At 51.7% G+C, this 21,817-nt stretch carries 18 protein-coding genes; 8 read left to right on the top strand and 10 right to left on the bottom strand.

All coding sequences use genetic code 11. The annotated features are described in order from the left end of the window. Positions 1–37 precede the first annotated feature (37 nt). The 3 genes from NM686_RS15165 to NM686_RS15155 all read right to left on the bottom strand — a co-directional run bounded on the left by NM686_RS15165 (position 38) and on the right by NM686_RS15155 (position 2,473). Positions 38–427, bottom strand: coding sequence for a hypothetical protein (locus NM686_RS15165; RefSeq protein WP_255188697.1), 390 nt, complete (start codon positions 425–427; stop codon positions 38–40). Between the two features lie 309 nt (positions 428–736). Next, positions 737–1,807: a helix-turn-helix transcriptional regulator gene (locus NM686_RS15160; protein WP_255188696.1), complete on the bottom strand. Its 1,071-nt coding sequence runs from the start codon at positions 1,805–1,807 to the stop codon at positions 737–739. A gap of 177 nt (positions 1,808–1,984) precedes the next feature. After that, positions 1,985–2,473, bottom strand: a complete 489-nt coding sequence (locus NM686_RS15155) for a TlpA family protein disulfide reductase (RefSeq protein WP_255188695.1) — start codon at positions 2,471–2,473, stop codon at positions 1,985–1,987. A 156-nt stretch (positions 2,474–2,629) separates the two neighbouring features. Between NM686_RS15155 and NM686_RS15150 the strand changes: the two genes are divergently transcribed. After that, positions 2,630–3,847 carry a sialidase family protein gene (locus NM686_RS15150; protein ID WP_255188694.1) on the top strand — a complete coding sequence of 406 codons (1,218 nt, stop codon included), beginning with the start codon at positions 2,630–2,632 and terminating at the stop codon, positions 3,845–3,847. Between the two features lie 475 nt (positions 3,848–4,322). Here NM686_RS15150 and NM686_RS15145 read toward each other — a convergent pair whose 3' ends face one another. Continuing rightward, on the bottom strand, positions 4,323–5,573 hold the full coding sequence (locus tag NM686_RS15145; RefSeq protein WP_255187011.1) for an ISL3 family transposase: 1,251 nt from the start codon (positions 5,571–5,573) through the stop codon (positions 4,323–4,325). Between the two features lie 755 nt (positions 5,574–6,328). Then, a complete protein-coding gene (locus tag NM686_RS15140) occupies positions 6,329–7,579 on the bottom strand; it encodes an ISL3 family transposase (RefSeq protein WP_255187011.1) in 1,251 nt (416 codons plus the stop codon). Positions 7,580–7,623: 44 nt separating this feature from the next. Between NM686_RS15140 and NM686_RS15135 the strand changes: the two genes are divergently transcribed. After that, positions 7,624–10,065 carry a TonB-dependent receptor gene (locus NM686_RS15135; protein ID WP_269021855.1) on the top strand — a complete coding sequence of 814 codons (2,442 nt, stop codon included), beginning with the start codon at positions 7,624–7,626 and terminating at the stop codon, positions 10,063–10,065. Positions 10,066–10,840: 775 nt separating this feature from the next. Here NM686_RS15135 and recG read toward each other — a convergent pair. From recG to NM686_RS15110, 5 genes are all read right to left on the bottom strand, one after another. Then, the gene (recG, locus tag NM686_RS15130; RefSeq protein WP_255188690.1) at positions 10,841–12,949 is read right to left on the bottom strand and encodes an ATP-dependent DNA helicase RecG; all 2,109 of its coding nucleotides are present in this window, start codon (positions 12,947–12,949) and stop codon (positions 10,841–10,843) included. Between the two features lie 36 nt (positions 12,950–12,985). Then, positions 12,986–13,387, bottom strand: coding sequence for a RidA family protein (locus NM686_RS15125; RefSeq protein ID WP_456238238.1), 402 nt, complete (start codon positions 13,385–13,387; stop codon positions 12,986–12,988). Beyond that, the gene (locus NM686_RS15120) at positions 13,384–15,564 is read right to left on the bottom strand and encodes a RelA/SpoT family protein (protein WP_255188689.1); all 2,181 of its coding nucleotides are present in this window, start codon (positions 15,562–15,564) and stop codon (positions 13,384–13,386) included. The genes NM686_RS15125 and NM686_RS15120 overlap by 4 nt, the downstream gene beginning before the upstream one ends. A gap of 8 nt (positions 15,565–15,572) precedes the next feature. Further along, positions 15,573–15,812, bottom strand: coding sequence for a DNA-directed RNA polymerase subunit omega (gene rpoZ, locus NM686_RS15115; protein ID WP_255188688.1), 240 nt, complete (start codon positions 15,810–15,812; stop codon positions 15,573–15,575). A gap of 460 nt (positions 15,813–16,272) precedes the next feature. Further along, positions 16,273–17,724: a beta-barrel assembly-enhancing protease gene (locus NM686_RS15110; protein ID WP_255188687.1), complete on the bottom strand. Its 1,452-nt coding sequence runs from the start codon at positions 17,722–17,724 to the stop codon at positions 16,273–16,275. Between the two features lie 132 nt (positions 17,725–17,856). On the opposite strand from NM686_RS15110, the gene tusD reads away from it, so the two are divergent. The 6 genes from tusD (at position 17,857) to NM686_RS15080 (ending at position 21,811) form a co-directional block, all read left to right on the top strand. Beyond that, the gene (tusD, locus tag NM686_RS15105) at positions 17,857–18,246 is read left to right on the top strand and encodes a sulfurtransferase complex subunit TusD (RefSeq protein ID WP_255188686.1); all 390 of its coding nucleotides are present in this window, start codon (positions 17,857–17,859) and stop codon (positions 18,244–18,246) included. Positions 18,247–18,251: 5 nt separating this feature from the next. Continuing rightward, a complete protein-coding gene (gene tusC / locus NM686_RS15100; RefSeq protein ID WP_255188685.1) occupies positions 18,252–18,608 on the top strand; it encodes a sulfurtransferase complex subunit TusC in 357 nt (118 codons plus the stop codon). 73 nt (positions 18,609–18,681) lie between these two features. Next, positions 18,682–19,266 carry a PilZ domain-containing protein gene (locus NM686_RS15095; protein ID WP_255188684.1) on the top strand — a complete coding sequence of 195 codons (585 nt, stop codon included), beginning with the start codon at positions 18,682–18,684 and terminating at the stop codon, positions 19,264–19,266. Positions 19,267–19,305: 39 nt separating this feature from the next. Beyond that, a complete protein-coding gene (gene birA / locus NM686_RS15090) occupies positions 19,306–20,298 on the top strand; it encodes a bifunctional biotin--[acetyl-CoA-carboxylase] ligase/biotin operon repressor BirA (protein WP_255188683.1) in 993 nt (330 codons plus the stop codon). Continuing rightward, on the top strand, positions 20,295–21,035 hold the full coding sequence (locus NM686_RS15085; protein ID WP_255188682.1) for a type III pantothenate kinase: 741 nt from the start codon (positions 20,295–20,297) through the stop codon (positions 21,033–21,035). The genes birA and NM686_RS15085 overlap by 4 nt, the downstream gene beginning before the upstream one ends. Continuing rightward, on the top strand, positions 21,032–21,811 hold the full coding sequence (locus tag NM686_RS15080) for a hypothetical protein (RefSeq protein WP_255188681.1): 780 nt from the start codon (positions 21,032–21,034) through the stop codon (positions 21,809–21,811). The genes NM686_RS15085 and NM686_RS15080 overlap by 4 nt, the downstream gene beginning before the upstream one ends. Positions 21,812–21,817: the final 6 nt, after the last annotated feature.

The following is a 21,817-nucleotide window of genomic DNA, read 5'->3' as shown; positions in this document are numbered from 1 at the left end:
GGCGATACCGGCGTTTCATGATCGTTGGGATAACAAATCACAGCGGTTGCTTTTTTACCGAGGCCAACAATGCTTCCAGTTGCTCGATTTTTTGATCGCAGGTTTCTATGCTGGCTTGTACCTCGCGCTTGAAGAACAAGCCTGGCGATTCGCCGGAGTTTTCCATTTCGGCGTATTCGTTCAACAAATGGCAGGCGTCTATCATGGCTTGCTCGGCTTCCTCCACGGCTTCGTCGTCCTCGAGTTGTTCAGAGTCGGACAAGGCCATCAAACGGCTGGTCAAATCGTTTTGATGTCTGAAAACGGCTTCGGCATAGGCGGCAAAGCTGTCATATTCTTTTGAGGCGGAAGGCAAGGTCGTGCAGGCGGTTGTTTTCAGTAGCAGTGCCGTGACGAGCAGAAATGTTCTGTAAGCGGGTAAAACCATTAATAATCTCGTGATTAAAACTTGTAAATTGGTGGTAATTTACCACCCGATGGCAGTTATTTTACCGACTCGTTCGGGATTCGGCATAAAAAACCGGACCGTTCTCGAGCGAATGCCGGTTTGAATCCAGCATTCGGTGAGCAGATTTTTGGCCGGTAAGGATTCCCGCCAAAATAACTTCCCAAAGGTTTACCCCCTAGCCTGGTAGATCACCTTAAAAGTCAAAACAGTTCCTTCGGCTGCCGGAAGAAGGTTAGTATAGGGGCGCTATTCGCAGCCAAATCCTTGGTGATCATAGCCTATGCCCATTCACAATATCGCCAGGGATATCAAGGTTTTCATTAGCTCGGCCTGGCTGTGAACATGCATTTTTCGCATGACATGCTTGAGGTGATTGCGAACGGTTTCTTGCGAGCGATAGGTGCTGGCTGCAATGTCGGCAATCGCTGGCGTCTTCATGAAATGTAGCGCGCAAATCGCCTCGCAGCGGGATAGCCGATAAATATCCATCAATCTAGCCAGCGTGGGGTCTTTTTCGCCGTCGTGGGTAAAGGCAATGATGAAGCCTTCCTGGAAACATTCCCACTGATACAGGTTTTTCAAGCGATTGATCGGAATCAATGCTAGCCGACAAGAATGGCATTGATTATGGATGGATGCCGCTTCTTGTTTGTTTTGCATCAGCGCGCGCAATCGTTGATCCATGATGGGTGAGGTTAAGCCGAACCGGTTTTCCGTGATGTTTACGCAATCGAATTGGCTGATGATCGCGGTATAAACCGGGTCCGAAAACAGTATGTTCAGATTTTTGTCGACAATGACATAGCCGTCGAAAGGTGTTCCCAGGTGATGGCGTAATTGACTGTTGATCTTATGGCGGTGGTCTTTATGTATGGCTTCTTCCAGGGCGGGAAGCGTGTTTTTTAACGTGGCGATGATGCGTTGGCATTGCTGATGACCGGTTATCGACCTGTAATTCAACAGCAGGCTGAGTGCATGGTTTTGGTTGCAAGGAATGGCCACGCCAAAACGGTGGTTTTGGCCGTCGCAACTGAAGGCTGGATCGTTGACGTTTTCCTGATACGTTTCGGCGGGTGTCTGGTTGTAAAAGACCCGCAGAGGGTTACGGCAAATCAGACGATTGAAGTGATCTAATTTATTGAGCTGGTTTTCATACTGTTCCCGATATTTGATCGGAATATTGGCGCAATATAGAAAACGTGATGAGCTGTTGCCAAGCAGATTATTGATCAGTAAGGCGCAGGAATCGCAAGCAAGCTGTTTTATCAGAGCCGCCAGGAATCGATTCCAGAGCTGGGGATGTCCTGGCGCGTTGGCCAGGATGGCGTGCAAATAGGCGCCGTCGGAAATCTGATCCATTGAATGCCACCTTTATTTTTATTATTAATGATTTCATCAACATCAGAGGCTCTCTCACAGAGGGGGCGTCGTAAACTAAAAGCAAAACCGAAGGGTTGGCCTAACCCAACAAAATCAGAGTGCTAAGCTCAATATCCTTGGCGCGCTACATTGCATGCCATAGAGCGGCTATGCTGTCTAAGGTTTCAGCTTGTCAATCTGTGTTTCAAATTCGTTCATGCTCAAGGCTCCGCTTTTGCCAACGCGCGCATGGGACGAGGTAAAAAAATAGGTTCTGGGTAATTCGCCGTACCAGCCAGGATCAATCTCATAGCGTAACTTTTGCGGGTCCTCGTTACCGAACATCCAGTTTTCAAGACCGGCCAATTGGTAGCGCGCCAGAATGGATTTGACTTCCGTAGCGGCTTCGGGCTCGTCGGTGGAAAGCATGACAATCTTCAGGCGAGGATGGTTTTGCTGGACCTGCTTGATGGTTTCCATATCCTTCAAGCATGACGGACAATCAACGGACCAAACTGACAATATGAAAGACTGGCCGGCATTTTCCCGCAGGATTTGTTGGTAACTGCCTGAATTGAAGGTTTGCACGCTTTTTTCTTCGGCGTGAAGATTCATGCCGGCGGCAACCGGGAATAATAAGCCCGCTAGAAGTAGGTTTTTTGTCATCTGGATACATTATCGAAGAGCAGAAACGGAAAAAACATCATAAACGAAGCGGCGCCGCGGGTGAAAATCTTTATTGTAAAAGCGGGTCGGCTTGGGCTATCTTCTATGGGGCAAAGCGGCGCAACGCCGGAATCACATAACAATTTCGAGAATTACATGATGAGAAAAGTTCTACTCTTTGGGCTGATGTCCTTGTTTATCGCTGGGTGCGCGACCGACGCCATGATCGAAAAAGAGAGAGCGCAGGCTAACATTACGGCCTGTCAGGATAAAAGCGGGCTTTCAGTGGCATGCGCAGACACGGTAACTGCCACTTTTGCTCAGGATGGCAAACTTTGGCTGGCCTGGGTTAAGCAAGATCATGTCTACGTGCAGAGCTCGACTGACAAGGGTAAAAGTTTTTCCCAGCCAGTGCAGGTAAACAAAGTTCCCGAGCCGATTATTGCCCATGACGAATATCGCCCCAAAATCCAGCTGGATTCGAACGGTAATATCTATTTGACCTGGACGCGCAGCTTGGAAAAGCGCCACACCGGAAATATTCGCTTTAGCCGTTCCAGTGATGGCGGCAACACGTTTTCCGAACCAGTCACGGTCAACGACAACCTGGACATCATCAGTCATCGTTTCGATGGCTTACTGGTCGGGAAAAACGGTGAAATTTTCATTGCCTGGTTGGACGCTCGCGACAAGGAACAAGCCAAAGCCTCGCGACAGGAGTTTTTAGGCACATCCTTATATTACACATGGTCTAGTGACGGGGGAAAATCGTTTTATCCGAATAAGCAAGCAGCCCCGCATACCTGCGAATGCTGTCGCCTGGCAATCGCGCTCGATGTGGATAATTTGCCGGTGGTGATGTGGCGCCATGTGTTCCCCGGCAACATTCGCGATCATGCGGTACTGAAATTCAGCGACTGGCACACGCCCGGCACGCTCCAGCGGGCTAGTCAAGACAATTGGCAAATCGATGCATGTCCTCATCACGGGCCCAGTCTGGCGATTGCCGAGGACGCAACCTATCATGCCGCTTGGTTCAGTGGAGCGGAATCCCATCAGGGATTGTTTTATGCACGCTCGGAAGATCAAGGCAAAACCTTTGTTGCGCAAAAGCAATTTGGCGGTCTTGGGGCGAAGCATCCACATGTCGCAGCATTGGGCCAGCGGGTCGTGATCGTCTGGATGGAGTTTGATGGTTCCAACACGATAATCAAATCCATGCGCTCATTGGATGGCGGCGAGAACTGGCTAGAACCCGAGCAGTTAGCGCTTGCCTCCGGAACATCGGACTATGCGTTTGTAGTGAGCGATGAGAGCCATCTCTATCTGTCCTGGCAAAGCTCTCAAGGCTCTCATTTTCAAGTCATCAATTAATTTCGACGCCAAATCATCATGTTCTGCAACTCGATAGTGCGTTGCATGTGATTTGGCTGCTTTACGTTTACTCTGAATGCTCTACCGGGGCAAAACCAGCAAGCCGGGAAGAGTTGCACTCAGTGCGATAGCTAAAGCTATCGCACTCCCTCGCGTGATTTTGGAGTGAAAAAGCTTTAGCTTTTTCCAAGTGTTTCGGGGTTTCGTCCACCATGACTTTCAGGGTAACGCTCATGAAGGCTTGGCATCGCCCCGGCAAATGAAAGTCAACTTTGTTATGTCGTTAGTCTGTTTTTGGGGTTGCCGCGTGACTTTCAGAGTAATGGCAGTGCTGATGTATGTGAGTTAAAAGTTGTTTTGCAGGGAATTGCTGGTTTATTCGGCATTTCCCCGGCAGACATGGGTAATACTGCTCCACGCAGGGCAATAAAAATTGGCTCTTCCGTATTTCGCGGAGTAGCCCCGACATATAGGGTTATGCATAACCGAACAACCGTCTCCCTTCGATATCAAGCCAGATATGCTGAAACAGGCGGACGGTATTGTAAATGCCAAAGCAGCGTCGTTTGATGCTTTTGATTTTGTTGTTAAGCCCTTCAACAAAGCCACTGGTTTCCCGGCGAATGAAATAGTTGGTGATTTCATTTCGCCAGTTTTGATAGGTTTTGACAAACGCATCAAAGCCCTTCAACTTCAAGACTTTGATATGCTCCATCCAGCGATCCAAGGCTTTTTCGGCCTCAGCCTTATTGAGTCGGCGCTCAAAAATACCCGTCAAAAGCTCCCGTTGGATATAGACTTCTCGCAAAATGGGGGCTTGCTGGAATAGAAAAAGCAAAACGGTTTGCTGATCGGCAGAGAGTTCCATCCAGCGCTTCCGAAAAGCCCACATCGCGCCTTTCAGCTTGGCATAATCCTCGGCAGACAGGGTATTCTTGAGTTTTTTCATTTCCGCCTTGCGGACCTGGTCGGCGCCGTCTCGATAATGCTTGGCGACATGGAAGCGATCAACCACCACCTCGACGCCGGGCAATGTCTCATAGACGGCGTTGCGATACCCTTCATACATGTCCACGCAGACGCGTTGTAACGCGTGTTGCTGTGCCTCGGGAATATTCTGCAAAAAGGCTTTAACCGTTTCTTTTTTGCGGTCGGGCAGCACCGCCAGAATCCGCTTATGGTCCTCGGTATCGATAGCCGACACGATGACCACAAAATCTTGATGCCCTTTTTTCAAAGCGATTTCATCCAGTCCCAGCAAGCGAATGCCTTGGATGGCAGACCAATCAACTTGTTGGGCCACGTGCCGATTGATAATCCCTTCCGCCGCTTCGGCGCTGATGCCGTGCTTCACGTCCATGTCGGTCACGCTGCTGTTGATCAATTCACGCAATATCCACTGCTCATACGCTTTGGTATGGGGGCTTTTCCAGTTATACCAGCCACATTGTTGCGTGGTCGTCGGACCTTTGGGGCAGTCAGGGCATCGATAGCGCTTGGGGGTTAGCTTGATCCAAACCGGCCGATCGAAAATCGACAAATGACGCAAGGTGATTTCTCTGCCATAGCCATAAAACTTATCGATCCTCTGGCCGCATTGATGGCAGGTTGCACTGGTTAACGTACTACTGACCGTGATGATGAACTCGCCTTTGGCGGTGGTTTCAACTTTTTCGATACAAACATCAGGTATATCCAGCGGTATTTGAAGTAGCGACTGTGTCATCACGATACTCCAGCGTTAAATTGTCGACCTTAGCAAAACTCACTGTGGCAGGCAAAGACTATAGCACTACATGTAGTGGTTTCTCCGCAAAATACGGAAGAGCCAAAATTCTGGTTGCCCGATGCGCTAAAAACAAGCTTGTTACTGCATGCTTGGCCATTATTGCGCAAGCTTGTTTTTGCCGGGTTATTCACGGTTTTATTATTAGAGAACCAAAATATATTAATAAAATATTTTTCTATTATATGTGATATAGCGCAATAATAAAGACATGAATGAGTTATTTAACATAGTTAAGAATGTAAACCTAACAACCATAAAAAGCTGCATCTAATTTCCTGCTTTGAAAGAATGTCTGGGATATGATGGGTCAAACGGTTGTTTTTCAAATAAATTCTCCTCTGCTTAATCTCCCGTTTTTCTAGGGAACTCAATAATTACAACTGATCGAGTCGCGGTTTCAGGCCCGCTTTTAAACGGCAATACCTGCTGCGTATTGTTGGTGACAATCAGCCATAAAACCACAAAAAATGGACGGCGGATGGATATTTGTAGCTGTAATTTAATGAATCGGTTTTTTGGTAAATACTCGAAAAATGTATGAACAAGACGACTAAACCTCGACGTTTGGACTTAATATTGCCTTAATTTCAGACCATAATTTTAGTAGGTCTTGTTGGGGGGGTATTTAACGTATGTATTTCAAAAAAATTTAGGCTCTTCCGTATTTCGCGGAGTAGCCCCGACATATAGGGTTATGCATAACCGAACAACCGTCTCCCTTCGATATCAAGCCAGATATGCTGAAACAGGCGGACGGTATTGTAAATGCCAAAGCAGCGTCGTTTGATGCTTTTGATTTTGTTGTTAAGCCCTTCAACAAAGCCACTGGTTTCCCGGCGAATGAAATAGTTGGTGATTTCATTTCGCCAGTTTTGATAGGTTTTGACAAACGCATCAAAGCCCTTCAACTTCAAGACTTTGATATGCTCCATCCAGCGATCCAAGGCTTTTTCGGCCTCAGCCTTATTGAGTCGGCGCTCAAAAATACCCGTCAAAAGCTCCCGTTGGATATAGACTTCTCGCAAAATGGGGGCTTGCTGGAATAGAAAAAGCAAAACGGTTTGCTGATCGGCAGAGAGTTCCATCCAGCGCTTCCGAAAAGCCCACATCGCGCCTTTCAGCTTGGCATAATCCTCGGCAGACAGGGTATTCTTGAGTTTTTTCATTTCCGCCTTGCGGACCTGGTCGGCGCCGTCTCGATAATGCTTGGCGACATGGAAGCGATCAACCACCACCTCGACGCCGGGCAATGTCTCATAGACGGCGTTGCGATACCCTTCATACATGTCCACGCAGACGCGTTGTAACGCGTGTTGCTGTGCCTCGGGAATATTCTGCAAAAAGGCTTTAACCGTTTCTTTTTTGCGGTCGGGCAGCACCGCCAGAATCCGCTTATGGTCCTCGGTATCGATAGCCGACACGATGACCACAAAATCTTGATGCCCTTTTTTCAAAGCGATTTCATCCAGTCCCAGCAAGCGAATGCCTTGGATGGCAGACCAATCAACTTGTTGGGCCACGTGCCGATTGATAATCCCTTCCGCCGCTTCGGCGCTGATGCCGTGCTTCACGTCCATGTCGGTCACGCTGCTGTTGATCAATTCACGCAATATCCACTGCTCATACGCTTTGGTATGGGGGCTTTTCCAGTTATACCAGCCACATTGTTGCGTGGTCGTCGGACCTTTGGGGCAGTCAGGGCATCGATAGCGCTTGGGGGTTAGCTTGATCCAAACCGGCCGATCGAAAATCGACAAATGACGCAAGGTGATTTCTCTGCCATAGCCATAAAACTTATCGATCCTCTGGCCGCATTGATGGCAGGTTGCACTGGTTAACGTACTACTGACCGTGATGATGAACTCGCCTTTGGCGGTGGTTTCAACTTTTTCGATACAAACATCAGGTATATCCAGCGGTATTTGAAGTAGCGACTGTGTCATCACGATACTCCAGCGTTAAATTGTCGACCTTAGCAAAACTCACTGTGGCAGGCAAAGACTATAGCACTACATGTAGTGGTTTCTCCGCAAAATACGGAAGAGCCAAAATTTATCCGGTCACGGTTGTCTTGCCCGGCATCATGGGGCTATCAATATCGGCGCAGGCGCTTGAGACTAAATCTACGGATAACGCTAGTTTAGAGGCGGTGGAAGTCGTTTCCGAAGAAACGGGATTATTTCCCCAGACCGCGAAAGCAACACCAAGTTACGAAATCGAGACCAAGGAAGTCGAAAAATTCGTTAACGCGACCACGGTTGAGGATTATTTGCGCTACGCGCCGTCCATTAACATCCGCAAGCGTTATATCGGTGACCCCAATGGGTCTCTCGGAATGCGCGGTTCCAATGTCTTCCAAACCGCCCATACCATGGTGTTTGCGGATGGCATGCCGTTGCACAATCCCTTGCGCACCACCTTTAACGGCGCGCCGCGCTGGTCCATGGTTTCGCCGAACGAAGTGGCCACCGCCGATGTGTTATATGGCCCATTTTCCGCCCAATATGACGGGCATTCTTTCGGTGGCGTGGTCAATCTGAATACCAACATGCCGGAAAAATTCGAAGCGCACATGGATGCGATGGGCATGTTCCAGACCATGGATAGAGGGGGACGCAAACAAACCTTGGAAGGTTATAAAACCAATATTTCCGCCGGAGACCGCTTCGACAAATTCAGCATCTTTGGTTCCTATAACCGGCTGGATAATCAAGGCCAACCGATGACCCCAAGAACTACGGCTTCCAGATCATCTCAAAATGCATTAGATACTAGAGACAGTAGGGGCGTTATCACCACTGATGTTAATGCGACGATTCCAGTTCATGATGCTAAATTTGAACCGCAGCCAAACGGAACAAATGGTGTCTATTACGGCGATGATGGCATTGCTCGAACCGTGACCGATTTATACAAGGTCAAAATGGGTTATGACTTTACCCCGGACTTGCAAGGTCGCTTTACCGTGGCTTATGAAGAAAGGACAGGCGAAACCAACGACCCACTGAGTTTGATCAAGGATGCTAACGGCAATACATTATGGGGTGAACCTGTTATTGGTCGTAATCCAAGCACCACAACAGCTTATAATCTTAATGGTAGATACTTTTTGGTACCGACGTCGGCCTTCAGCGTATCAGAGTCCGAGCGTCAAGCCATCAATTTAGGCTTGGGTTTGAAAGGCAAAATTTCCGATGACTGGAGTATCGATACCAATGCCAGTTATTACGATGCCTTCAATGACACCACGGTAACGTCGGAGTTGAATCCCAATCACCCTATGAATCAGAATAGGGGGCAAGTGACCGATCTCGATGCCTGGTGGGCCAATTACGACATTAAATTGGCCACCGACAATTTCCTCGATAATAAAGACTTGTCTTTCATGGGGGGCTATCAGTTCAATCATGCGTCATTGAATAACAAGGTTTACAACAGCAATAACTATTTGGGCGGATCGAAGGATTCATTATCCAGTGATAGCGGTGGGGATACGCAAACCAACAGCGTGTTTTCTCAATTGGAATGGCGCTTCCTGCCGGATTGGGCAATCATGGCCGGCGCCAGGGTGGATAACTGGCAAACGATAAACGGCCATGTTTACAATTACTCACTGGCCCCCGCCTTGCGCGAGCAAGATTACAGCGATCGTGATGCGACCCGTATCTCGCCCAAGGCATCGTTGGAATACTCGCCCGATGTCTGGACTTTTCGGTATTCGTTTTCCAAGGCTTACCGTTTCCCGATTGCCGAGGAAATGTTCTTGAGCAATTCGACATTCAATAGCCGTTCTGTCTCCTATCCAGGTTTGGGGCCCGAAAACGGCTATTTCCATAATTTCATGGTGCAATACGATATTCCGCGCGGCTTCGTGCGGGCCGATTTCTTCTATGATTTGATCAACGACGAAATCGCCAATACAGTCCAAAACTTTGGCAACGTAGCTGTTACGACCTTCCAGCCCATCGAGCAAACCGAGACCATAGGCGTCGATTTAACATTCCAGCAAAATGAGGTATTCGGCTTGCCTGTCGATTTCATGGTCAATGGCACGTTCATGAACAAACAAATCGTGAAAAATAGTCGAAATAGCGATTTGGCCGGAAACGAATGGGATCGCATTCCCAAACTGCAAGTCAACACCTCGGCCACTTATCACATTCTGCCGGTTTGGGATTTCTCGGCGGCCGTGCGTTACCGTAGCGACGTATTTCAGCGTTTGGACAACAGCGATACCGAAGCCAACGTATTTGGTGGCACCGATGAATATACCTTCGTCGATTTGAAAACCAGTTATCAATTACCGGAGTACCACAATCTGAAAAGTACGATTTCCGCCGGTATTGACAATGTGCTGAATGTCGACGTTTACGAGAATCACCCCTTCCCGCAACGCACGTATTTCGTCAAAGCTTCGTTGGATTACTGATAACCCCCGGTTGGGCCCAAGGCGATCATGCACTCGCCTTGGGCGCTAGTGGGATAAGGCGATTCATGAAAATATACCCACCCGTCATGATGTGACGTAAAAGCCAAAACAGTTCCTTCTCCCGCGAGGAGGGGCATAATTCACAACGAATGGATTTGGCAATAAAATGACCCAAATGGGTCATGGCGGCCTGACGACACTTAGACTAATCTGACCATGAGTCTCAATTGCGCTGGCCTCCTCAAGCTGATCCGGAACGAGCGATCTTATGATCGGGTTATCCGGAATGGGCTACACAAGATTAGGGCCCGGTGATAACAAGGCCGTTTTACCGGTTGCACTGATCTTGGGCCCTTTTTTTGGCTGGCCTATCTTATTTCGCATTCGCCTAAAAACATCAGTAGTCCACGAAAATTACGAAATACACGAAAGAAATCATTACGTTATGAATGCTTATCGATTTGCCTGTCCGGTGCAACTCTGAAAGTAGCAAACGTGAGGGTGCGGTTGCTTGTTGGACAGGCGTCGGCGGCAAGGATGCCGCCGTCGAGCCTACATGGATGTATTCACGGCGGCCTGTCCAGCAAGCAACCTTACCCTGAAGACTATTTTCATTTGCCGGGGCGATGTCCATCTTCATGAGCGTTAGGATGATAACTGTTTGCAACTTTTCGTGATTTTCGTGTGTTTCGTGGACCAAATCTTTGTAGGATCAACCGGTGGCGAGGTGCAAACCCGTTGACAGCAAGAAATCAGGATATGACGCGGATTCCCGTCAGGGACTGTAAACCGTCGCAAACAGGCTATCGGTTTCCCTGATTTCACCGTTCCAGCGCTCGATCAGCGGACGAATGGCTTCCGGGTGCTCTTGGCGGATCAGTCTGGCCGCGCCTTGTACGTGATCCAGTAATTCCCGGTCTCGTGCCAGATCGGCGATTTTGAATTGAATCTGCCCGGTTTGGCGGGTGCCGATGATTTCGCCGGGGCCGCGCAGTTGCAAATCCTTTTCGGCGATGACGAAGCCGTCATTGCTTTCCCGCAAAATACCCAGGCGCTCCTTGCCGGCTTGCGACAACGGTGACTGGTACAGCAGCAAACAATAACTGTCGATCTGGCCGCGGCCGACCCGGCCGCGTAATTGATGGAGTTGCGACAGGCCCAGGCGTTCGGGGTTTTCGATGACCATCAAACCGGCATTCGGTACGTCGACGCCGACTTCGATGACCGTGGTGGCCACGAGTAAATCGCAGTCGCCATTTTTGAAGGCTTGCATGACCAGGTCTTTGTCCGCGGCCTTCATCCTGCCATGCACCAACCCTATACGGGCGTCGGGCAGCACGTTTTGTAGGTATTGGGCGGTTTTTTCGGCCGCTTCGCATTGCAATTGTTCCGATTCCTCTATCAGCGTGCAGACCCAATAAGCCTGATGGCCTTGAGCGATCCAATGCCATAAGCGCGCGATGACTTCATCGCGGCGCTCGGATGGAATCACGCTGGTTTTCACGGGTTTGCGCCCCGGTGGCAATTCGTCGATGATGGATATATCCAAATCCGAATATTGCAGCATCGCCAGCGTGCGCGGAATCGGCGTGGCCGTCATGACCAACTGATGCGGTATCCGGCCTTCATCGTGGCCTTTGGCCCGCAAGGCTAGGCGCTGTTGCACGCCGAAGCGATGCTGTTCATCGATGATTACCAGTCCCAGTTTATGGAAACTGACGCTGTCCTGAAACAGGGCATGCGTGCCCACCACCAGGCCTGCGCTACCCTCGGCCAAGGCTTGCAGGGTGTTGGCGCGGGCCTTTCCTTTCAGTTGGCCGCTCAAGTAAAAAACGCCGACGCCGGTGTGGGCGAACCACTGGCTGAAATTACGGAAGTGCTGTTCGGCCAGGAGCTCGGTAGGCGCCATCAAGGCGACTTGAAAGCCCGAGCAGACCGCGGTCAAGGCGGCGAGGGCGGCGACCAGGGTTTTGCCGCAGCCGACATCGCCTTGCACCAGTCTGAGCATCGGATGCGGTTTGCCGAGATCCGCCTCGATTTCGGCAACGACCCGTTGCTGGGCTCCGGTTAGTGTGAATGGCAGCTGGCCGATAAATTCTTGTTTGGCTAGGCTATCAACCCTGAAAACCGGTGCTTGCCAGGTTTTGTATTCCTGCTTGCTCAGCAGCAAGGCCAGATGGTGGGCTAAAAATTCTTCGAACGCCAAACGCTTTAAAGCCGGCAGATTGCCGTTTTCCAACGTGGACGCCGAAAGCGCGGTCGGCGGACTATGCAACGTCAGCAAGGCTTCTGTGAGCGCTGGGAAATGGTATGTCTGACAGATCGAGTGCGGCAGCCAGTCACTGAGCGAGTCGCTCCGCAGGCATGAGGTCAGGGCCTGTTTGATGGCCTTGCGCAATGTGGTTTGCGAGAGGCCTTCGGTCAACGGATAAACCGGTGTCAGCGTGGTTTCGGTAGGGTCTTCGCCTTCGTGGATGACTTTGTATTCCGGATGAATCATCTCCAAGCCGTTGAAACCCTGCCGCACTTCGCCAAAACAGCTCAGGTGCACGCCGGGTTTCAGCTGCTGCAACTGCTGTACGGAGAAATGAAAAAAACGTAACGACAGCAAGCCGCTGGCGTCGCTGATGCGACTAATCACGCTGCTGCGACCGCGTGGCGCGGTGTCGGTGAATTCGACGCAACCGCACACCAGCGCGGTCGTGCCGGGTACCAGGCTGGCGATCGGATGAACACGGGTTCTATCCTGGTAACGCTGCGGCAGATGGAACAGCAGGTCCTGTACGGTTTTGATGCCCAGCTTTTGCAAGCGGACGGCGGATTGGGAACCTATGCCCGTCAATGTGGTGACGGGCAAGCGATGCAGTGGTTCCTGATTTGACATTGAGCGGAAAGGGCGCCGTTACAGGGCGCGGTTCGGTCAGAAATATGCTTGTCGCATCACCATGATGGCGTCCATTTCCACGCCGACCCCTTTCGGCAACGCGGCAACGCCGACCGCCGCGCGGGCGGGGTAGGGCTGGGTGAAGTATTCGGCCATGATTTCGTTGACGATCGGAAAATTGCCAAGATCGGTCAGATAAACGTTCAGCTTGACGATGTCGGCAAAATCGCCGCCGGCTGCTTGCGCAACCGCGCGCAGATTGTCGAATACGCGGCGGATTTGTAGCGCTATGTCGCCATCAACCACTTCCATCGTTTGCGGATCGAGCGGGATTTGACCGGATAGATAGACGGTGTTGTCGACTTTTACGGCTTGCGAGTAGGTGCCGATGGCTTGTGGCGCCGAGGCGGTGGAAATGACGGTTTTTTTGATGCTCATGCTTTGATCCGGGTGATTTTCAGGACAATGGAAAGCTTTTTCAACTTACGGATGATGTTGGCCAGATGCACGCGGTCGCGCACGGCCAGAGTCAACAAGTCGACCGAAACCCGGTCGTCTTGGCTGACGACGGTGATGTTTTCGATGTTGGAGTCCATGAACGAGATCGTCGAGGCGATGGTTGCCAGCGAGCCGCGCTGGTTCAACAACTCGATGCGGATTTCGGCCGGGAATTCACCGTTGGCTTCGGGGCTCCATTCCACGTCGAGCCAGGTGGTTTGTCTTTTTCTGACTTCGTTGCTGTTGCGGCATTCGTGATGATGCACGACGATGCCCTTGCCGGGATTGAAGAAGCCGATGATGGGGTCGCCCGGGATGGGGCGGCAGCATTTGGCCAGACTGACCACCATGCCTTCGGTGCCTTTGATGATCAACGGCGTTTTGTGGCGAGGTTCCTCGGCATCGTCGAGTTTGACCGCCGCATGGAGGTCGGTCTGGCTGATGCGTTTGGCCACCAAAAAAGGCATCAGGTTGCCAAGGCCGATGTCTTCCAGCAAATCGTTCATCGAATGTTTTTTCAAGGCATGCAGTACCTGCACGATGCGGGTATCCTCGACTTGATCCAGTTGTATGTTCAGGCTGAATAATTCCTTTTCCAGTAAACGCCGGCCCAGATTGATGGCTTCTTGCTGGTTGAAGTTTTTCAAATAAGCCCGGATGCAGCTGCGTGCCTTGGCGGTGATCACATAATTCAACCACAGTGGATTGGGTCTTGCCCAACTGGCGGTGATGACTTCCACGGTCATGCCGTTTTCGAGCTTGGATTGCAGCGGCACCAGTTTTTTGTCGATGCGTGCCGAGATGCAGGCATTGCCGACATCGGTATGCACGAGATAAGCAAAATCGACCACGGTGGCGCCGCGCGGCAGTTTGATGATCTTGCCCTTGGGTGTGAATACGAACACTTCTTGCGGGAACAGGTCGACTTTGAGGTTGTCGATGAATTCCAGCGAGTCGCCGGCCGATTTCTGAATTTCCAGCAGATCGCGCAGCCATTCGTTGGCGCGGGCCTGGATGGTTTCGCTTTTTTCGTTGTCGGATTTATACAGCCAGTGCGCCGCGATGCCGGATTCTGATAGGCGATGCATTTCATGGGTGCGGATCTGGATTTCGATCGGCACGCCGTAGGGGCCGATCAAAATCGTATGCAGCGATTGATAGCCGTTGGCCTTGGGCAGGGCGATGTAATCCTTGAAGCGGCCGGGGATGGGTTTGAACAGATTATGCACGCAACCCAAGGCGCGATAGCAGTCGTCCACCTGATGACAATAGATGCGGAAGGCGTAGACGTCGAAGACATCGGAAAAGGAGATTTTTTTTGTCAGCATCTTGTTATAGATGCTGGCGATGTTTTTTTCCCGCCCCGCCACTGCGCAATCCAGGCCGGTTTCCTTCAAGCGGTTTTGGATGGCATTTTGGATGGTGTCGACGATTTCCTTGCGGTTGCCGCGCGATTTTTTCACGGCGTTGGAGATGGCCGTGTAGCGGTTGGGGTAGAGGGCCTTGAATCCCAGCGATTCCAGTTGATGGCGCACATCGTTCATGCCCAGGCGATTGGCGATGGGCGCGTAGATTTCCAGGGTTTCCTTGGCGATGCGACGCTTTTTGTCCAGGGGCATGTTGCCCATGGTTTGCATGTTGTGCAGGCGATCGGCCAGCTTCACCACGATGACGCGCAAGTCCTGCGCCATCGCCAAAAACATTTTTCGGACGTTTTCCGCTTGCGCCTCGGCACGGGAGCGGCTGTCGATTTTGGATAGTTTGGTGACGCCGTCGACCAAGTCTGCCACTTCCTGACCGAATTGCGCGGCGAGCTCTTCTTTCGTGACCGGTGTGTCTTCGATGACGTCATGCAGAATCGCAGCCATGATGCCATGCGCGTCCATGTGCATGCCGGCCAATGTGATGGCGACCGATACCGGATGACAAATGTAGGCTTCGCCGCTTTTGCGGAACTGGCCTGAGTGTGCTGCCGCGCCGAAATGATAGGCGCGGACGATGTTGTTGATGTTTTCCTGGTCGAGATAGCCGCCGAGGATGTCGCAGAGCTGATGCAGGAGTTTTTCCTCCGGATGCTCAACGTCAAAAAAGGAAGGGGAAGCGGCTAGTTCGGCCATCGGCGAGCTTAGATTTCCAATTGTGTATCCGACACATGGCCGCCGCGATGCAGGCGATCGATATTGTCTTCCGAGACGAAGCCTGCGGCGATTTCGCGCAACGCTACCACGGTATCCTTATCCTTACCGCGAGGCACGAATTCATCGGCACCTTTTTCCAGTTGTCTCGCCCGTTTGCTGGCCAGCAACACCAGTTTGAAACGGTTTTCAACATTTTCTAAACAATCTTCGACGGTAACACGTGCCATTTTTTAACCTTCAATAAATAGAATGGATGGGTGAATTGAGCGATGTCGGCTAACAGCCTTGAATGATAAGTGGCTATTATAATTGAAAAATGGCCGGGTTAGCCACTTGCAGGCCAAGCTGGCGGGCTGCTGAGGATGCGGGACAAAATAAAAAGCCCGCATAAAGCGGGCTCGTCCTTATTTATTATTGTTGTAACGGACGTCTGCCGGCAAAGGCAGCTTAGTTAAGCAGTTACTATTATTATTGTTGTTATTGCGCCTTTTTTACAGGCCGCTTCCCTCCCCTCAAAGACATTGGCCCGATTGGGTTCGGACTGTGTGCACTCAATAAGGTCGAAACAGTCTATGTAAAAAAATTTGCGATGTCTATCAAAAAAATCCGATTCTTGGGCGAAATTAGTTTTGGGTCGAAAATAAGTTTTTGAATCATAAGCTTGTGAATATCAAGATGTTCTTATTTTTACTTGTCTTTTTTGCGCTCTTCCTCTTCGCTCAAATAAAAATTCAAGCGTTCATCCAAAATGGCTTGGAGTTGATAGTTGAGATTGGGTTCTTTCTTGGCTAGCCGGATTTGCATGATGGCATCCATGTTCTGCCCGCTTGCATAGTAATGTTCGGCCATATAACGGTGTGATTCGGCGGGTTGTTTCATTTCGGCGTAGATTTGCGCCATCAACTCGAAATAGAAGGGTTCCTGTTTTTGACTGTCCGATAGCGTGAGCAGGACCTGTTTGGCCTGTTCGGGCTGGCCGCTCTTTAGCAGGGAGCGGGTGTATTCGATCTTGATGGCATCGTTGCTGGGAAAACGCTGCATCGCCTTGTCGAACAGCGGGTTGGCCTTGGCATAATCATGGCTTTCAACCGCGGTGCGTGCTAGCGCGCTTATGTAGTGGGGTTGCTCGGGATATTCCTCGGCCAGTGTTGCAAAAATCCGGCTCGCCTCCGGATATTGCAAGTTTTGCAGATGCACCAGGCCCGTGCCGTAACGGGCCACGGCTCGTTGCTCGGCGGTGCCTTGTTGCTCTAGGGTCGAGAAATGTTTCAGGGCCGTGTTCTTGTCCGGCGTGGAGACGACATACAATTTGGCTTTGGTCAGCAGATAGCCCATCGAGTCCGGGTATTGGCGATACGGGTAGGTTTCGGCGCGCCCACGGGTATCGGCAATCCTGTTTTCGGACACGGGGTGGGTGCGCAGAAATTCCGGTACGCCTCTGCCGTAATAGCGCGTCGATTGCTGCAAGCGTTCGAAAAAAGTGGGCATGCTGCGCGGGTCGAAATTGGATTCCGCCAGGGTTTGCATGCCGACGCGGTCGGCTTCTTTTTCGTTATCCCGGGTAAAGTCGATCTGGAACTGTATGCTGCCGGCCTGTATCGCCATCAAGGCAGCTTGCCCCATCCGCGGTGATTGCGTGCCGATCAGGATCGCGGCCAGGGTGGCGGCGACCGTCGGGATGGACATTTTGCTGGCGGCCTCGATTTGCCGATACAAATGCCGTTGCGTGACGTGGCCGATCTCGTGCGCCATGACGGAAGCCAGTTCGCTCTCGGCTTCGGTCAGCAGAATCAACCCCGAATTGACCCCGATATAACCTCCAGGGCCGGCAAAGGCGTTGATATTCGGGTCCATCACGACGAAGAAATGGAAGGGGGTCGACGGCGTGTCACTGCTGGCGGCTAGTTTGCGACCGATGGTCTGGATGTATTCCTGGATTTCCAGGTCCTGGCTGATTTCGGTTTGTGCGTGCAAGTTGCGGAAAAAAGCCGCGCCCAGTTGCTGCTCTTCGATGGGGGATATCAACGCCCCGGCGGAATCGCCCATCTCCGGTAATTGCAGCTTTTCTATTTCGATTGCCCGGGGTGATGTGGACAACAGGCAGAGTGCTATGGCAAGGGATAAGGTTTTTCGTTTCATGCAAAATCCGACAATGGCGCGGGCATTTGGTTTCAGGCTAAGACGGCAGCCGGAAAAAAACCGATACGACGTGATATGCTGATTTAAAATATAAAAATTATAAGTTATTTAGCACTGCTACTTCACGCTCTCATGAAATATGCCATTCAGATCAATACCAGCCCATACGCATCCGATGCCGGTGTGGTTGCCTATCGATTCATTCAGGCGGCATTGCTGGCCCAGCACCAGATAATTCAAGTGTTTTTTTATCAAGAGGGCATTGGCCATGCGTTGCGTCATGCGTCGCCGCCCGATGATGAGTGGCATCTAACGTCTAAATGGTCGGCATTGGCTGGCCAGCACGGCATCGATCTATTGGTATGCATTTCCGCCGCCCAGCGGCGCGGATTGTTGTGCGCCGACGAAGCCCGCCGCCAAGGGGCGAGCGACGACGATTTGGCGGCCGGTTTTCGGATTGGCGGCTTGGGCCAATGGCTGGAAGCGACGTTGCAAGCGGACCGTTGCCTGGTGTTTGGGTAAATGCCATGAAAACTTATTTGTTCGTGATGCGTCGCCTGCCGCATCTGACTAGTCATGTGCAAGAGACGCTTGATCAAATGCTGACGACGGCCGCATTCGATCAAAGCGTTTCGGTCTTGTTTGTTGATGACGGCGTATTTCAGCTGAAACAGGGACAAAAGCCGGCGCAAATGGTGTTGAGAAATACCGCGGCAATGTTCACGGCGCTGGAAATGTATGACATCACCCGCATTTATGCTGAAGCGGAATCCCTGTCCGCGCGCGGTCTGGACGCCGACGATTTGATACTGCCGGTGAAAATCGTATCGCGCGCCGAAGTCAATGATTTATTGAAACAACACCAGGTATTGATTCCAGATTGAACCGCACGCTCAAACGTGCGAATTGTTAACGATGGGCGACCAAGACCCATCCTCCTTGTCGGTAACGAGGGTTATGACGGACGAAATCACAGAGAAACGACGCTATTTCAGGGTAAACGACACCATCAACCTGTTTCATCGTGTCATCGATGAAAGTAAGATCGATGAACGCAGCCATGTTTCGAGCGATGTATTGGCCAGTTGTAGCCTGGCCGCCGCGCTGGACATGCTGAATCAAGAAGCGGCGGCCCTGGTGCCCAGACTGGAGCGGCGCGACCCCGAAATGGTCGAGTATCTAAGAGTGCTGGATGGCAAAATCAATTTGATAGCGCAAGCCCTGCGCTATCAGGATGACGAGTTTTCCGAACACGACAAGCGAGAAGTCAGCTTGAGCGCGGCCGGGGTTGCCTTTACCAACGATTCCGCCATCGAAGTCGGGGCCTTGCTCGAATTGCGAATGTTGCTGAGTTCCTGTTTGGCGGTAATCGTCGCTTATGCCAGGGTCGTGCAATGCAAGGATATTTCCGCGGATAATTCCCGCAACCCGTTCGCGATTTGCGTGGAATACATCAACATGAATGAAGAAGACCGCGAATTACTGATCAAGCACGTCATCAAAAAACAAATGCAGCAGTTGCGGGACAAGCATGCCCATTGATTGTGACTCTTTCCTGGCGACCGCGTCCATTGGACTGGCATGCTGATTTCGGACAATCTCAAACATTTGCTGCAGGTGCTGGCGGATGGGCATTTCCACTCCGGCACGGAATTGGCCCGCGTGCTGGCCGTTAGTCGCACGGCGGTCTGGAAGCATTTGCAGTCCCTGGCCGAACTGGGCATCGATGTGGTTGGCGTTCACGGCAAAGGTTACAGGCTGCAAAAACCGCTGCAATTGCTGGATGCCGGCCAAATCGAGGCGCATCTGGATGCCTGGATCGTGCCTTTGCTCCGGGGAATCGATATTCACGCCGTGATAGCCTCGACCAATGCCTACTTGATGGAGATTGCTAACCGCAGCCAGATTTCGGGCCGGGTCTGTCTGGCCGAATATCAAACCGCCGGCAAAGGGCGGCGCGGACGGGCCTGGGTGTCGCCTTTTGGCCATAATATTTATTTATCCATAGTGTGGCACTATCCGGGCGGTCCTGCGGCGATAGCCGGCTTGAGCTTGGCGGTGGGGATTGCGGTCGTGCGTGCCCTGCGCAAGCTGGGTATCGACGAGGTCAACTTGAAATGGCCGAATGACATCTATTGGCGCGGGCGCAAACTGGCGGGGATACTGATCGAAGTGTCCGGGGAGAGCGGCGGCCCTTGTCATGCCGTGATAGGTTTGGGTTTGAACGTTTACTTGCCAGGGCGGCAAGCGGAGACGATAGAGCAGGCTTGGGTCGATCTGCAACAAATCGCGGGTGACGAGATTATTTTGCAGCGCAATCGCCTGGTCGCGTTGCTGTTGAACGAAATGCTGCCGATCATTGCCGGCTTCGAACCCGCAATGCTTCGAAATCATGTCGAGGAATGGCGCGAGTATGACTGCATGCGGGGCAGGGAAGCGACGCTTTTTATCGGCCAGCAACGCTTCGACGGCGTCGTCAGGGGCATAGACGATCAGGGGCTGCTGTTGATGGAAAGTGGCGAGGGCGAGATCCGCGCTTTCGCGTCCGGCGAGGTCAGTTTCAGGGCGTCATGAATCTGTTACTGGATATGGGAAATTCGCTGTTGAAGTGGGCTGTCGAGCACGATGGCCGCATGGGCGAAATTCAAGCCTTGGACTATGGGCAGGATGATTTTTCAAAGACTTTGCTGGCGCATTGGCAAGCCATGGAGCCGCCCGAAAAACTGGCGATTGCGTCCGTTTCGAAGCCGCAAGTGCTGACCGAGGTCGCCGCTATCGGGCAAAGTCTCTGGCCGGATGTCGAACTGGTGGTGCCGCAGTCGTCAAGGCATGGGTTTGGCCTGACCAACGCCTATGCGCAGCCGGAAAAATTGGGCGTCGATCGCTGGCTGGCCATGATTGCCGCGCATAGTTTTTACGCCGGGCCGATCTGTGTGGTCGATTGCGGCACGGCGATTACCGTCGATGTCGTGCGCGGCGATGGCGAACACGCGGGGGGGCTGATTTGTCCGGGCCTGAGGCTGATGAAAAAAGCCTTGGCAGCCAATACCGCCGCATTGGCGTTTGATAATCAGGTTTCTCGGGCCGATCTGGCGACCGAAACCGGTGCCGCGATTGCCAACGGCGTTTTGCTGGCGGCGGCCGGTATGATACAGCAGGTCATGGCACGGCTTGCACCGGATTGCCGGCTGGTGCTGACCGGCGGCGATGCCCAGGCCGTTGCCGGGGCATTGGCGATGCCGGCCGTTATCGATCATGCGCTGGTGCTGAAAGGCCTGTCGTTATTTTGCACCGGAGAGCAAACCGCATGAAACGACTGTTTTTTCTGCTGTGTTTTCTGAATCTGATTTTTTTGCTTTGGCAATTCCACATTGGCGGGTTAAATCCGGAAACACCGCAACTTCAGCAAGTTTCATCGATACTCTTGCTCGACGAATACCGGCGCGCGCGACAGGGCGCGCAAATTTCCGCCGTTATCGATCATCGAGCCGTTGAATGGCGTCAGATAGAAACCGATCGCATACTGGCCGACCTGCGCAATGAAACCTGGCAAACGAAGGCCGTTGCGCTGAGTGTCGCCAAAAAATCCCGTAAATCCGCCGAGCGGGTGAGAACCGTCGAGGCGGCGAAGCCAGCGGCCAAAATCGGCGAAAGAAAATGTTTCGATGCCGGTCCTTTTGCCGACGAGTCCGGCTTGAAGAAATGGTTGATGGCAAGCACTCTGGATAGCAAGCAAATCACGCAGAAAGACAGCGTCGTTGCCAGTGACTACCAAGTTTATTATCCTGCGGCGAAAAAGCCGGAACAGACACAGGCCAATAAAGCCATGTTGCTGGACAAAGGCTTACAGGATATTTGGATGATTCCCGACGGCGAACTGAAAGGTGGTTATTCGCTGGGCGTGTTCAGGGAAAAGCAACGGGCCGTCAATTTCAAAAACCAATTGAGCGAAAAGGGCATTCAGGCCGAAATCAAACAAAGAGACAAAACCAAGCCGCAATGGTTCGTCAGGGTGATGCTGGATAAGGCCAAGTTGCCGCAATATCAAGCGGCAGGCGTCAAGCTGGCGGCTTGTCCGGCCAACTGATCGCCG

The organism is Methylomonas rapida (assembly GCF_024360925.2).
GTDB classification, from domain to species: domain Bacteria; phylum Pseudomonadota; class Gammaproteobacteria; order Methylococcales; family Methylomonadaceae; genus Methylomonas; species Methylomonas rapida.
Note: the sequence above shows the minus strand (reverse complement) of the source record. Positions and strands in the feature narration are given on the sequence as shown.